The 14565-nt window shown below is 46.0% G+C and carries 12 protein-coding genes; 5 read left to right on the top strand and 7 right to left on the bottom strand.

Annotation, left to right across the window (positions count from 1 at the left end; translation table 11 throughout):
• Nucleotides 1-49 precede the first annotated feature (49 nt).
• From V2I46_14235 to V2I46_14220, 4 genes are all read right to left on the bottom strand, one after another.
• The gene (locus V2I46_14235; protein MEE4178660.1) at nt 50-388 is read right to left on the bottom strand and encodes a cupin domain-containing protein; all 339 of its coding nucleotides are present in this window, start codon (nt 386-388) and stop codon (nt 50-52) included.
• Between the two features lie 21 nt (nt 389-409).
• The gene (locus V2I46_14230; GenBank protein ID MEE4178659.1) at nt 410-985 is read right to left on the bottom strand and encodes a TetR/AcrR family transcriptional regulator; all 576 of its coding nucleotides are present in this window, start codon (nt 983-985) and stop codon (nt 410-412) included.
• 398 nt (nt 986-1383) lie between these two features.
• Nucleotides 1384-4539: a choice-of-anchor D domain-containing protein gene (locus V2I46_14225; GenBank protein ID MEE4178658.1), complete on the bottom strand. Its 3156-nt coding sequence runs from the start codon at nt 4537-4539 to the stop codon at nt 1384-1386.
• 48 nt (nt 4540-4587) lie between these two features.
• On the bottom strand, nt 4588-6555 hold the full coding sequence (locus V2I46_14220; GenBank protein ID MEE4178657.1) for a glycoside hydrolase family 97 protein: 1968 nt from the start codon (nt 6553-6555) through the stop codon (nt 4588-4590).
• Nucleotides 6556-7172: 617 nt separating this feature from the next.
• Between V2I46_14220 and V2I46_14215 the strand changes: the two genes are divergently transcribed.
• Together V2I46_14215 and V2I46_14210 are read left to right on the top strand one after the other, a co-directional pair.
• Nucleotides 7173-7934 carry a LytTR family DNA-binding domain-containing protein gene (locus tag V2I46_14215; protein ID MEE4178656.1) on the top strand — a complete coding sequence of 254 codons (762 nt, stop codon included), beginning with the start codon at nt 7173-7175 and terminating at the stop codon, nt 7932-7934.
• Between the two features lie 216 nt (nt 7935-8150).
• A complete protein-coding gene (locus tag V2I46_14210) occupies nt 8151-9923 on the top strand; it encodes a thiol-activated cytolysin family protein (protein ID MEE4178655.1) in 1773 nt (590 codons plus the stop codon).
• Between the two features lie 81 nt (nt 9924-10004).
• Here the strand turns inward: V2I46_14210 and V2I46_14205 are convergent, their stop codons facing one another.
• Nucleotides 10005-10682, bottom strand: a complete 678-nt coding sequence (locus tag V2I46_14205; protein ID MEE4178654.1) for a lycopene cyclase domain-containing protein — start codon at nt 10680-10682, stop codon at nt 10005-10007.
• Between the two features lie 146 nt (nt 10683-10828).
• On the opposite strand from V2I46_14205, the gene V2I46_14200 reads away from it, so the two are divergent.
• Nucleotides 10829-11506, top strand: a complete 678-nt coding sequence (locus V2I46_14200; GenBank protein MEE4178653.1) for a fatty acid desaturase — start codon at nt 10829-10831, stop codon at nt 11504-11506.
• A 3-nt stretch (nt 11507-11509) separates the two neighbouring features.
• On the opposite strand, the gene V2I46_14195 is transcribed toward V2I46_14200, so the two are convergent.
• Nucleotides 11510-12481, bottom strand: a complete 972-nt coding sequence (locus tag V2I46_14195; GenBank protein ID MEE4178652.1) for a D-cysteine desulfhydrase family protein — start codon at nt 12479-12481, stop codon at nt 11510-11512.
• A 125-nt stretch (nt 12482-12606) separates the two neighbouring features.
• On the opposite strand from V2I46_14195, the gene metX reads away from it, so the two are divergent.
• Complete coding sequence (metX, locus tag V2I46_14190; GenBank protein ID MEE4178651.1) at nt 12607-13644, top strand: homoserine O-acetyltransferase; 1038 nt, start codon at nt 12607-12609, stop codon at nt 13642-13644.
• Nucleotides 13645-13722: 78 nt separating this feature from the next.
• Nucleotides 13723-14031 (top strand): hypothetical protein, encoded by a 309-nt coding sequence (locus tag V2I46_14185; GenBank protein MEE4178650.1) that lies wholly within the window; start codon nt 13723-13725, stop codon nt 14029-14031.
• A gap of 347 nt (nt 14032-14378) precedes the next feature.
• On the opposite strand, the gene V2I46_14180 is transcribed toward V2I46_14185, so the two are convergent.
• Nucleotides 14379-14565: sugar nucleotide-binding protein (locus tag V2I46_14180; protein ID MEE4178649.1), on the bottom strand; the 187-nt coding region annotated here is incomplete at its 5' end.

Here is a 14565-nt window from a genome sequence, read left to right as displayed (position 1 = left end):
TATTTTCTAAAAAACAGGCAAGCAGACGCTTGCCTGTTTTTTTCTTAAATTAAAGCAGCCTGGCGCTGGTTAAGGGTTTCGGTGTTTTCACTAACAGGATCCTGGCAGGCTTGTCACTTTTATTGTACAGACAGTGAACGATATCTTTAGGGCTTTCCACCAGCATGTTTTCGGCCACTTCTTTCATTTCGTCCCCAATTCGGATGGTAGGGTTGCCTTCGAGCACAAAAAAGAAAACATCCACAGGGGTAAAGTGCGGCTTGAGTTCTTCGCCAGGCTGCAGCCTGATGTGCATAACCTGTGCGTCCGTGGTTTCATACAGCAAACGTACATCTACTTTGTGGGGTGTTTCCCTCACGGTTTGTTCTTTCCAGTCAGTAATAATCATAACATATTAATTTTCTCAGGTTTAAGTAATTATTCTTTTTACTGATTGCAGGAAGGAGGCTCCTTCTGCCATCAGGTTAAAGGCGAAGTCTTTCATCTGCCAGCGTTTCACAAAAAGGCGAAGCCCACCCATGATCATTATAGCCAAATGAGAAGCCTCTATATCCGACCTGATTTCCTTTCGCTCCTGTCCTTCTTTAATGATGCCTGAAATAGCTTGATTTATCTGGTCCATGATGGCTCCAATACGTTCCATCAGAAGAGGCTCATTCCTGAAGATTTCTTCTGAAAAGATCACCGCCACCAGTTGAGGAGTTTCCGCAAGTATGCGAAACTGGTTCTTAAAAACATGCTCAATCTTTTCAATGGCGGTTCCTTTCAGACCAACTTCTTGATCAAAAACCAGAACGGTATTCTTCCGGAATAATTCAAGGATGGCTAGCAGGATTTGAATCTTGTTCTCGTAATGCCTGTATATGGCAGGTTCAGTGATCCCAATGCGATGGGCCAGATTTTTAATGGTAAGTCCCTGAATCCCTTTCTCCGAGATCAGATCAAGCGATACACTGATAATTTCTTTTTGCCGGTCGGTTTGCATGACTTATTTTCCTTTTGCTTTATCCATTACCCTTCTTTCAAAAAAAACTGTCAGAGGAGCCACGATCAGCAGTAAAATACCTGAATACACGTGAAGATGGGTTATAAAAGCTTGCCTTGGTTCAGCACCTGAAAAAAAATGAACCACCAGTGGAATTGATGTAATGAAGATCAGCACAAAGGCGATCATTCGAATGGATCTAATTATTTTCATGCGATTTGATATTTATGTTTTTCATTGTACAAAGTTAGTGTATATTAACTAACTTCCAAATATTTTGGCAATTATTTTTTAAGGCATATCCCCTGAATGCCTGAAACGCAGGCGGGAATATGCCCTAATAAACTGTTTTACAATTAATTAATTTTAGAATTCCAAGTTCCAAATTATTTTAATTTTCAATTCCTTAAGATCAGCATGCGGTTTTTCAAGGATTGGGTGGGGGTAATCAGTTCAAAGAAATACATCCCATCGGGCAATTCCTTGCCCTGCTGATCGCGCCCATCCCAACGAATGGTATTTTCCCCTGCAGGGAAAGCTTGCTTATCAAAAGTCCTTACCACTCCACCATTCAAGTCATAGATACGGAGGCTCACTGCTTCTCCGCGGGTAAGCGTAAAGGCAATTTGGGTATGATCCCTCATCGGGTTGGGATAGCTGTAAGCCCTCACCAGTCGCGGATCGGAGAGCTCGGGCACGTCGGTATCATCCACCTGCAACACTACTTCCACCAATAATTCATCACCGGCCACTTCAAAACTGCCTTCCGCATCAAAGAAACCCTCCAGGCTCACAGTATAATGATAGGTTCCATTGACCAAAAGCAGGCTAGCCATTCCATTTTCGCCGGTCTGGTAACTTTCACCGGTTTCGGCAATTACGATGGTAGCCCCTTGGATGTCATTGGCCGGTTCACTGGCATCCTCGACATGAAAGTTTACTTCAAACTGTGGTTCAGCGGCATCCAGTCCCCCGGCAAAGGCTGCAAGCCAGCCATTGCGCGTCCCGGCAATGAACTCAAGGGAGTGATCGCCAGTGACATCACCCAAATTTCCAATGGCATCCACTGGCGCAGGCATGGTTTGCTCAAAAAGTATGGTTCCATTGGTCCCGTTCATGACATAGAGCTTGTTATTCTGATAAAGGGTTCCTACCGCCAAATCGGAAATGCCATCCCCCGAAACGTCCCCCACTGGGATGACACTCCAGGGCTGGTCAGAAACCATCGTGGACCACAGAACCTGGCCATCGAGCCCGGAGATGGCCACCGCATTGGGCTGTGTGGAATAAGCCGGGAAGATATCGTCATAGCCGTCACCGTTAAGGTCGCCAGCCACCCAGAAGTCGAGAATAATGGAGTTTCCAAGTGAGCCCTGAGCTTCAATATTTCCATCGGTGGCATCCAGCAGGTAATAGACCCCGTTGAAGGTGCCGATGATCACATCGCGGATTTCATCCTCCGTAATGTCATCAATCTGTTCCAGAGCCCAAACGGCCGTGCCCGGGGTAGAAAGATCCCAGATCATTCCCCCATCGGCACCATCCAGGCCAAACACCATCCCCTTTTCTCCTGGAGAAGTCGCTCCGGCCAGCACATCAGGGATTCCATCGCCATTCACGTCTTCAATAGCCAGCACTGAATATACGGCAGCATTCAGGGGAGAATCCCAAATGACCAACCCACTGAGCGCATCAAGCAGGAAAACACGTTTAGGCCCGGTTCCGTCTCCATCATCGCCACTGGCAGCCAGCACATCCTTATAGCCGTCGCCATTATAGTCATATTTCACATCGACCATGTAAACCCAGCCGCCTGCACCGTAAATATTGGTCAGGAAGCGCCAGAGGATCTCCCCGGTCTTCCCGCAGAGGGCCGTCACGGCGCGGTCACCCCAGGCGGTACCGGCTACAATATCAGGATAACCATCGTCATTGATGTCATCAAGCCGGTCAAAACCCTTGGGATATTCCACGGTTCCAAGTTGCCTTTCCCAGATCAGGTCGGTATTCCCGCTGGCATTCCCATTAAATAGCCGGATCTTGTTATCACGTGTCCCCACCACCACATCCTCCATCCCGTCTCCCGTCATATCAGCCACCGGCATGATGGCCCTTGCATGGAAATCATAAGAGCCGGTAAACTGATGCTCCCAGAGCATCTCACCCAGGGGCAGAGAGGTGTCATCTGAGAAACCTTTAACCAACACTGAAAAGGGTGATTGATCAGCATTGTTAAAAGTGAGTAGAAGGGTCTCATTGAAAACCCCTCCTGCAATTGGCCTGAACCAGAATGGCAGATCTTTTTCTTCCACCGGATCAAGGGTAAGCGGGAAACTGACAGATTCATCCCAGTAAAAGTATTCACAGGAGAAAGCCATATTCTCAAACTCCAAGGGGCTGTTTCCCATATTTGCCATATGGAGATAGAGCCTGTTAGTGGAATTAATCCTCACAAAGTCGAAATCGATCATCTCCTGCACCCCGCTCAGGTATGCTCCATCAAAAAGCCCGAATCCATGCAGGTTAACGTTAACAACAGGGTGGGCGGGATCGTTGGAATGAATACTCATTGTTCCGAAAAATTCCTCGATGGCATCCGGGTTAAAAACAACCGTAACTGAAGCGGAACCGGCAGCCTCAACAGTTATTGGGAACTCAGCATTATCAAGGGAAAATACCGTATTCCCTTCCAAAAAGCTGATGCCCTCAATGACCAGTTCACCGGTTCCGGTGTTGGAAAGCTGAAGCTCCCAGGAGGCTGATTCCGACAAGGTAACATTGCCGAAATGGTGGTTTTCCGGAACACTGATCACAGGAGTGCCACCGCCCCAGGGGTTCACCTGATAGAGGGTACTGCCCCCGCTGGAGGCTCTGCCGACATACCACAGGTAAGTGCCGTCGTGCCAGATCCCCGAGGCCCGGTAATCAGGATAGGGAAAAGACTGCACGAAGGTCCCGTCCTTCCTGACCAGGTCAATGGTGCCGTTCCAGTAGTCGATGATCCAGAGCGAATCCCCCTGAACGGCAAGGTCCCAGGGCTGTTCGGCCGGAGGCACGAAACTGCTCTGCGGCGTGCCCAGGTTATCCACCCGATAAATGGTTCCGGGGTCCGGGTAATAGGCAGCCGCCCAGAAATGGCCTTCATCCCAGGCAATGCCCGACATGTAGTGGACAGGCAGGTTAAACTGGGAAACGACATTTCCTTCAAGGTCCAATTGCAATGCAATAGCAGGAGAGGATGAAGGAGAGACCTGGTTAATGGTCCACAGGTATTCCCCGTCATAGCTCAGGCCAAAGGCATCTTCCTGCGGACCTGTAAAGAGCAGGGTGTTTGTCCCGGCGGCAGGGTCGAACTGGTAAACGTCTCCGCCGTTGCTCCCATAGGTGCCTATATAGAAATAAGTTCCATCGTAAGCCAGGCCTGAAGCATTGTTATTCACTGGCCATTGGTTGACGACCGTCCAACCCTCATCCTGGGCCCATGCTTCCTGTCCGGGAAAAAACATCAATCCCACAAAGGAAAGAAGTACTGAAAATAAAACACTTTTTTTCATGGCTATGGTTTTTGGTTAGTGTTTGATCTGTGGATTCAAATAAGATCTTTAAGGCAGGGGCCTCAATATTGCTACCCAGCCGCCGCCGGGAGCCATTTTTACGGTGATCTTTTCACCAGGCTGCAAAATGCGAGTGTTCATCCGGTAATCAGCGGCATGACGATCCGCATTGGGCCCATCCTCAATGTATTCAATCCTGTAGGGAACATTTTCAAGAAAAGCAGCATCGATCTCAAGGGTACGGGCATCCCAGTTTGTCATGGCTCCCAGGTACCAGACATCGCCCTTTTTTCGCGCCATCACCACATATTCTCCCACCCTTGAGGGCAGACCTATGGTTTGATCCCACGATACAGGAATATCCACAATGAAGCGGGTATATTCAGGTTCTTTGAGATAGTTGGAAGGATTATCCGAAAGCATTTGCAGAGGTGCATCATACAAGACATACATGGCTGCCTGGTGAGCCCGGGTGCCTTGGCTCATTGGTTGGGTAAACACCGGCCGGAAATTTTCTTTGCTTGCATTGATCATCGCGCCGGGGGTATAGTCCATGGGGCCTGCTACCATCCGCGTAAAAGGCAGTAGTACATCGTGCCAGGGGCTGACCGCTTCCTCCCATTTGCTGTTTTCCATTCCTTTCACTCCTTCGTAATTAACCACGTTGGGGTATTTACGGTTCAAGCCCGAAGGCTTGTATGCCCCGTGGAAGTTCACCAGCAGCTCTCTTTTGGCCGCTTCTTTCGCCACCCGCTCATAATAATTGACCATGTCCTGATCGGCCCGCACCATAAAATCGACCTTGATGCCTTTTGCACCCCATCCGGCAAAGCGGTCAAGCGTTGCCTCCAGGTCTTTATCCAGGGCATTCCATAACACCCAGAGGATGATGCCCACGTTTTTGCTTTCCGCATAGGCAAACAACTGCTCCAAATCAAGTTCAGGATTTCCATCACGCAGATCCAGGGTAGAAACCGACCAGCCTTCGTCCAGAATGATATACTCCAGGCCATATGCTGAAGCAAAGTCAATGTAGTATTTATAGGTTTCCGTATTGAGGCCTGCCCTGAAATCCACCCCGTAAATGTTATTGGCATTCCACCAGTCCCAGGCCACCTTGCCGGGCCTGATCCAGTCAATATCTGCCAGAACGCAGGGAGATGACAGTTTGTAAACCAGCTCATTTTCGAGTAATTCACGGTCTTCCGAGGCTATGACCATTACCCGCCAGGGAAAGCTTCGGCTTCCCTGGGTTTTGGCAAGGTAATTGGCGTTGCTTGCAATCACCTCTGCCCGGTCACCCCTTTTGTAAGTCTCCAGAATGGCTTTGGGCAGCACACCCCTCAGACTGTTGGCGCCGGTGCCAAACAGGAATAAATTGGGGTAATCGTAAAGATCGGCCTCGGTAATCAGCAGTTGCGTCCCCTGTCGGGTTTCCAGCAACATTGGCAACGAACCGTATTGTTCCTTCGTCAGGTCACCGAGGAAAATGTCGCGGTAAGCGGCTTCATAATGCGACTGAAACGTAGGGCTGCTCTCCATCGGCCAGAACAGGCGATGATTCTCCTCAAAATGAAAAGCTACCGTCTCTGCGATCACCTCCACGCTATTTTCAGGGTAAGCGGTAATGAACCGGTAGGCCACCCCTTCGTCATAAGCCCTGAAAGCCAGGTTGTATCCCTCCTTGAAATGCAATAGCAACTCGTTATAATGGTTCTCAATGTAACGGTTTTTTACCGGGACTTCCGCCTCAATCACCTCATTCACCATGTGGATACTATGGCTGCGCAGCCTGGGCTGCACACCTGGATTCCGGTTTCCGGAAATCTCCAGGCTCAATTGAGAAGGCAACAGCAGTGTTTCCTGGCCTTTAAAAACCGACCATGTGACCTGGTCTCCGACTTCAACCTTAACCCTTATGGTCCCATCTGGTGATAATACTTCAATGACTTCAGCCCATAATGAAAGCGGGGAAAGAAGAATCAATGACAACACGAGGCCCGGCAATTTTTTCACAGCAGGTTTCTTTTTTGGGGGAATATTGCAATTTCTTGTCAAGCAATGAGGCAAATCTTTTTAAAAAATGGCTTTCGAAAAAAAGGAGAAAATATAAACCTTTCAAAGAGATATTTACAAAAACAGCCTCGCCTTTTTCAATACACAATAATAGAGAAACCCTTCATTAAATCAAAACAGTAAATAAAAAATATTTAAAGCATATAGTTACAACTCCTGATTTTATCAATAGAAAACATTCCGCATTTTTTAATAGGATTATTTCCTGGGGTGTAATTAAGAAAAGGATTTACATTATCCGAAATGCTCCAAAACTCACAATCTTATAAAGAAACCCATTCCCATCTCGATTGGATTAAACTATTGCTTAAAATATAAATACAATAATCCTGCATCCGTATTTAATTTATCGTATATTTGAAACCACCTATCTTTCAAATTTTAAGATTTAATAATGTCATCCTTTTTTTTCGCAATAACCATTAGCAGTTTTTAGTTCCAAATAGAATGGAAATTCCAACACGCATTCACCCATGATGAAAGAAAAGTGGAACCATTTGCTTTGCCAGCTAAACCAGAAACTGATCCTTTTCTTAGGCATCGGGTTGGGGGCAACCTTGTTTGTCATTGTTTTTGAACCATTCCATGTTGAGCAGTTGAATTTCGAAGACAGGATTTTATTTGCTTCCGGTTTTGGAATCATCATTTTCCTCATTATTTTCCTCACAGGCATCGCTTATCCCAGCTTTGTTGCGGGCGATCCCCAGGAAGAAAGTTATCCTGAATTACGGCTTGGAATACGCAACTTTCTTATATGGTTTCTTTGTTCCCTTTCGGTTTCCTTTTATTTGATCTTCACCCGAACTGTAAGCTTAACAACTTTTGATATTTACAAAATTGCTTTGATATGTATATTGCCACCTGTTATTATTGGCATTCATGACAAATTGCTGCAATTAAGAGAGAAAAATGAGGCCTTGCTTCTTCTTGGAGAAATTTTGCAAAGCAAAATGAAGGCGCTGGAAGCAGATGAATCCAATAAGCCGGTTGACTTCATCTCAGAAAACAAAGCAGAGAAATTCAGCCTTTTAAGCTCAAATATTCTGTTTATTAAATCGGCCGATAATTATGCCGAAATTCATTATCTGGATGGAGATCAAGTAAAAAAAAGACTGATCAGAAATACCCTGAAAAATATTGAAGTCCAAATAAAGAACTTTCCTAACCTAATCCGTTGCCACAGAATTAGTATAGTTAACTCACATAACATAGAAAAACTCATTGGCAATTGCAACAATCAAGCCCTGATCATAAAAGGAGTTGACGAGAAAATTCCAGTCTCGCGAAGCTACATTATGAAGATTAAAGAGGCCCTTTGATCAAATTGGGGCGAATGTCATTTAACCCTCCTTTTTGACACCCACCTTTTTCGCTAATCAATTCGCCCCAAATACAGCACGTTGCCCCCTTTTGATCAACTGATCTTATTAGAATTATTTATATTACATCGTTTTAATTAATTAAACCAGTCCTTCGTCTACAAAAAGACCTGTTTAACTGAAAACAGGTAATCTCAACATTAACCCAAACCGGACATGAAAAAGACCCTGCTTACCCTATCAAACGGATTATTGCTGGCAATATTAATGTTATTTATTGTAGCCCCCATAAGTTGCTCAAAGGAAGAAGAAGACAATCCCGATGATACCCTTGAGATAAATGCTTATTTCGCATCACTCCCAACCTGGGATGTTTTTAGTCCACCGGAAGCTGATGCAATGCTGGAGTTTGACCCGATCCAGGAGTTTAGTTGTAGTGACCTAATGGTAAAAACCACTACGCCATGCTCTATAACAAAAACCCCTGAAGATATTGTCACCTACGACCCAAATTCAGAGATCCTTTACCTGGGATCATTAATCCAGGGCAATGGGTACCTTCAGGGCTTGGGGGCTATGCAATCCCTGCCAATCTACCAGCGGGCTGACCTCCCCATTTCCATAAGTTTTCAGATGTCGAACAATAGCAGGTTGATTGAAAACCCGACCCTGGTTACTGTGAAGCAAGGAATTGCGGAGCTTGTTGAAGCCGCCCAAAATGCTGGACATATCTCGGGAAGCAGCATCTTTTTCAACCAGGCGACCAGCCATTCTTTTCAGCAAACTGCTCTTGCTCTTGGGCTTTCGGCAGATTATATGACATCAAGCGTTCAGGCATCATTGCAATGGGAAAGCACAAACGAAACAAATACGGTGTCCGCCTATTTTGTTCAAAAAATGTTTACTGTGTCGATGGGATTGCCCCAAAGACCCGGTGATTTATTCAGTGAGGAATTTACACAGGAAATTCTGGATGAACAAGTCAGTATGGGCAGGATCGGGCCGAACAACCTCCCGGTTTATGTTTCAAATATTGTATACGGGCGAATGATGACTTTAACAATGACTTCCACGTATAGTGAAACGGAAATGAAAGCGGCCTTGTCAGCTTCTTATAATGGTATTGATGGAGAAATTTCAGGTGACCACCTCACGACCCTATCAGAATCAACCATTAAACTGGTTACCATTGGTGGGGATGCCCAAACTGCGCTGAACTTTCTTCGCACAGGTCAATTGGGTGAGTTTTTCAGAACAGATGCTCCCTTAACCACAGCCGTTCCCATATCCTATACCCTACGTAGCCTGACGGATAACAGCATTGCAAAGGTCAGTTCTACTGTGGATTACGATATGGTCCAATATGACTCAGCTAGCGTTGGAATCTTTAAGAATAAAGCAAATTGGGAGAGTGCAATGCCATACCATTTAACAGAAGGACCCTGGGAAACCACCGGGACTAACATTAAAAAAGCCAACGAAGCAGGAAACTTCAGCTACCATTCTACAGGACAAATATGGATGGGTAAAAAAATTACTTTCAGCCCTGACACAACAGGCATGCCGTTCGAATTCTATCTGGAAAACAAAGATCCTGGTTTTTATGAGGGCCACCCTGAGGTTCATCTAGGGCTGGTTTTTGAAGATAGTGAGGTTGACTGGCCTCATACTATCAGCATTGGCGATGTAGATAATTTTGAGGACGATAATTTTGAGATCGGTGTAAATGGTAGTAATGTTTATGCAATTGGATTTGTTATTGTCGATAATTCTGCAAGTCAATACGAATATTTAAAGGTTTATGCGTTTGATGGAACCAATGAGTGTGAAATCGATTATATAATGAATGGCGACTTTCCAGGCGGGTTCTCAAGTGGATTTACCGGGGTGGTGTCGCCAGCTCCAATTAGAAAAATTTATTTCAATGAAGATGCCGATGGGGATGACATTGGCGTAAAACATTTTTATTTTGGATACCGGCCCGATTAACTGAATCTGTTTTCATCTAGCCAAAAATTAAAAGAGGCCGTCTCGATTTGAGGCGGCCTCTTTTTGTAATTGACCTTTATTTTATTTCTTCGGTTTTAATCGTTCATAAATGGGCATCACGATTAGCATCATCGCCATAAAATAAGCGCTGTCTTCAACAGGAATGGAAGTCAGCCTTATGCCCAGGTTTTCAGCATTGTTGTACCAAACCACGGGAATACGGGTGAGCACCCCGTTCACAATAAAGAACGGGATAAGGGTAATGAGATAGGTTACCAAATAGTGGCTGAGCCAGGTTTTGTGATATTTCAGGATGGGCATCAGGATCATCAGTGCTCCGGCAAGCATGGTGACAATAAAGGTGTAAACCTTGTCGGTATTCAGTAGTCCTGCAACTAGCAATCCGGCTCCAACGATCAGGGATGTCCACATAGCTGTTTTGGGGAAAGAGATACGGGGAAAAAAGTAGCGGATCACCTCGTAGGAAAATACCACACAATAGGTTATCACAATAAAAAACATCCATTCTTCAATGGGTAAGCCGAAAACATAAAGCCCGCTCACGTATTCGTGAGAGAATCCCCAGACCCCGTGTTTTGTAAAGGCCACATCCCAGGGAATAAATACCAGCATCATGACAAAAATTCCTGCCAGGAGTGCCTTCCAGTTTCCAATAAAGAAAATTCGCGGTTCAAAGCTGCGAATCAGGGGCACGGCTATACTGGCCAATAATAGCAGGGCATAAGTCCATTGTTGCATAAGGCTATGAATTAAAATTCAACCAATTTTTTCATACTTTACCAATGTTTATCTAACACGTTATCAGGCAAAAATGTTTTGATCCCCAAAAAATTTTGGTGATAGATAAAATTGGCTAATTTTGGAAAACGTCAAAACACAAATTTATGGGTGTTCTTATTGCCATAGCGGTCATCCTGATCTGGGCAGGTCACCTGGCCTATATGCTGATTTCTCTTGAACCTTCCTGGACCAATCCATGGATTTACGTCCATATCCTGATCCAGGCCTATCTCTATACCGGCTTGTTTATTACAGGCCACGATGCCATGCACGGCAACATCCATCCGTCAAAACGGGTGAACACGGTGATAGGAACCCTTGCCGTTGCGCTTTTTGCCGGGATGTCCTATAAAATGCTCCGAAAAAACCACGGGAAGCACCACAAGAACCCAGCCTCTGCTGAGGACCCCGATTTCTATGTAAAATCGCAAAACTTCTTTGCGTGGTGGGCGGTATTTATGTGGCGATATCTCACCATTACCCAATTGCTGATCATGGCCGCCCTGTTCAACATCATGGTTTATCTGCTGAAGCTTGACCAGACCAGTGTATTGCTTTTCTGGGCCCTGCCCGCCATATTGGGCACCTTTCAGCTCTTCGCGGTTGGCGTTTACTGGGTTCACCGCCTGCCACACCTGCCCTCTATGGGGCCACACAAAGCCCGTACACAAGGAAAAAACCACTTCTGGGCAATGCTGAGCTGCTATTTCTTCGGCTACCACCGTGAGCACCACGAGGACCCGCACATCGCCTGGTGGAAGTTATACAAAGTAAAAGACTAATCCTTACAGGATCTCGGCGGCATAATGAAAGTTTGCCGGCAATCCCCCGGTATGCCAGAACAGAATTTTTGAACCTGAAGGGACTTTCCCCTTTCCCAAATAATCTGTCATTGCATTGAATGCCCTTGCCGTATACACGGGATCGAGCAATATTCCTTCGAGGCGGGCCAGTTCATGAATGGCTTTGTGCTCCGATTGGGTCACCACACCATAACCCGCTTCATCATAGCCTTTGATCAGCCTGGCATCGGATGCATTGAAATTGTGTTCTATGCCCATGGATTCCCTGGTATCATAAACGAGCTTTAAAGCCATCTCTTCAAGAGATGAGAAACCGGCCTCAGGTTTCTGAATACTAACGGGCATCAGCCTTGCATCCAGGCCAAACTTTTCTTTCCCCAGCATCAAACCCGCTTGCGTTCCTCCTGAGCATGAAGCAAAGAAAATATAATCAAATGAAAGGCTTTTCTCCTCCATTTGTTGTTTCAGCTCTGCCACAGCATCAGCATAACCCATCACCCCAGTGGTATTCGACCCGCCATAAGGGATCAGGTAAGGCTTTAGTCCAAAGCTCCGCAGCTCGTTTATCACCTGTGCAATATATGCATCCGTAATCTCTGCACCGGCGTAATGAATTTCAGCGCCCAACAACAAAGAAAGCAAGAGATTGCCATTGGGCATAGCAGGCGCCTTTCCCCTGACGATGAGATGGCAGTCAAGGCCTGCCCTTGCAGCGGCGGCAGCCGTTTGGCGGCAATGATTCGACTGCTGGGCACCCAAGGTGACCAGCGTATTGCATCCCTGCGCCAGCGCTTCTGCCAGAAGGTATTCCAGCTTGCGGGTTTTATTGCCCCCTGACGCAAGCCCTGTCTGATCATCCCTTTTGATAAAAAGTTCATAGGGACGGTATTTATCCGAAAGCCGCTCCAGTCCATGCAGCGGGGTGGGAAAAAATCCCAGCGGAAACTTCTTCATATCCTGAAAATTTTAATCAGCGTCTAAAGCTACAAAATTCTTTCCGTGCCAAAGGAAAGCTTCTCTTTCAAATTTTATGGATCCTTTTTTCCAAAAAATTGTATTTTCACGGCAAATTTGCCTTTATGCTCCAAATCCTCAAGACCGACAAACCTTTTACCACTGAATCGGGTTACACCTTCCCTGGCATCGAAATCGGCTATCACCTTTATGGCGATGTGCATTCTGGGAATCCTGTGGTTTGGGTGTGCCACGCCCTGACGGGCAACAGCGATCCCATGGAATGGTGGCCTAATCTTTGCGGACCAGGCAAGACATTCGATCCCCGCTATCATACCATCGTATGTGCCAATGTGCTGGGCAGTTGCTATGGAACCACAGGCGCCACCTCTCTGAATCCCGAAACGGGAAAGCCCTTCCTGCTCGATTTCCCCTTGATTACCATACGCGATATGGTTCAAGTCCACGAGCTGCTTCGCGGGCATCTGGGCATTGAAAAAATTGACGTGGCTATTGGGGCTTCGCTGGGCGCTTTTCAGGGAATGGAATGGTGCATCATGCAGCCTGGACTCATCAAGCACCTGATCTTTATTGCAGCAGGGGCGCGCACCAGCCCCTGGGCCAAAGCCTACAACGAAGCCCAGCGCATGGCCCTGGAAGCCGATCCCAGTTTTCTGGAAAACACCCAAGAAGGTGGTAAAGCAGGACTACGTGCCGCAAGGGCCATTGGGATGATCAGCTACCGCAGCTTCGAGGCCTTTGAAAAAACCCAATATGACCCCGAAGAAAATAAAATGGAAGGCTTCAACGCCCCCTCCTATTTGCGTTACCAGGGAAACAAACTGGTAAACCGCTACAGCCCATACGCCTACCTGACCATCACCCGCGCGTTTGACTCGCACGATGTGGGACGCCACCGCGGAGGCGTCAAAAAGGTACTGCAAAGCATCCGCTCAAACGTTTGTTGCATCAGTATCGAAACCGACATCCTGTTCCCCATTGAAGAGGTGAGGAAGGTTGCAGAAATGATTCCGGGGGCCTCCCATCACACCATCCGCAGCCTTTATGGCCACGATGGCTTCCTGGTTGAAAAGGAAGGCCTTGAAGTCATCATCGAATCTACCCACTGGGAAGAAAAAATGACCCATAAGGTCCAGTCCTGAGATAAAAAGAGCAGGTGAATGGTTTCAAAAAAAATATCTTTTTGTATTTTTATAAACATAACCAAAAAAATAAACATCATGGGGAAATTTGAAGACTACAAAACAAAAATTGAAGCCAAAATTGATGAATGGCAAGCCGACATCGACAAGCTTAAGGCCAGGGCTAAATTTGCAAAAGCCGATACCAAAATTGAGTACCAGGACGAAATAGACGAACTGGAAGGCAAAGTCTCAAAAAGCAAGTCAAAACTAAATGAGCTGAAAGAAAAGGGCGAAGATGCCTGGGAGGATATCAGGGAAAGCCTGGATGAAACCTTTGACCAACTTTCAGAGAAGTTTAAAAATTTCAGATCCAGGTTTCAGGATAAACCTGAAAAGCCTGAATAGAATGTAAAAGTCTTCGTTTAACATTTTTGATTCAAGCTAATTTATTGAATCCCAATAGACGGGGTGGCTGCTCGCCACCTCGTTTTTTATTATCTATAATGCTAATACTGGTTGCTTGCTCTTTCTTTTCTAATAGCATCTTCATAGTTAATACGGAGTTTATACGGTTTAAACCGTATAAACTCCGAGCCAGATAAGGCCCGATTAAGAAATAAACAAGAAAATCCCGGCTGAAAATTAAAAACAGAACCAGCCTCATTTCTGAATGAAATGGAGACATGAATAAGTTTTGAAAAGAAACAAAAGGAAAACCTCTCTGCATAAAGAAGCAAGAGAGGAATAGGTTTTTACAATTTTGCCAGGCATTCCTTCAGGCTATCTCGCCAGTAGGGAATCTCCACACCAAAATCCTTTTTTATACGGCTTTTGTTCAGAACACTGTACTGGGGACGCTGGGCATTTTGGGGGAAATCCTTGGTGAGCACAGGTATGACCTTGCAATCAAGCCCTTTGATTTCAATGATGGCTTTGGCG

It is taken from the genome of Bacteroides sp., assembly GCA_036351255.1.
Taxonomy (GTDB): Bacteria; Bacteroidota; Bacteroidia; order Bacteroidales; family UBA7960; genus UBA7960.
The sequence above is the reverse complement of the archived record's forward strand: the minus strand, read 5'-3'. Positions and strand labels throughout refer to the sequence as shown.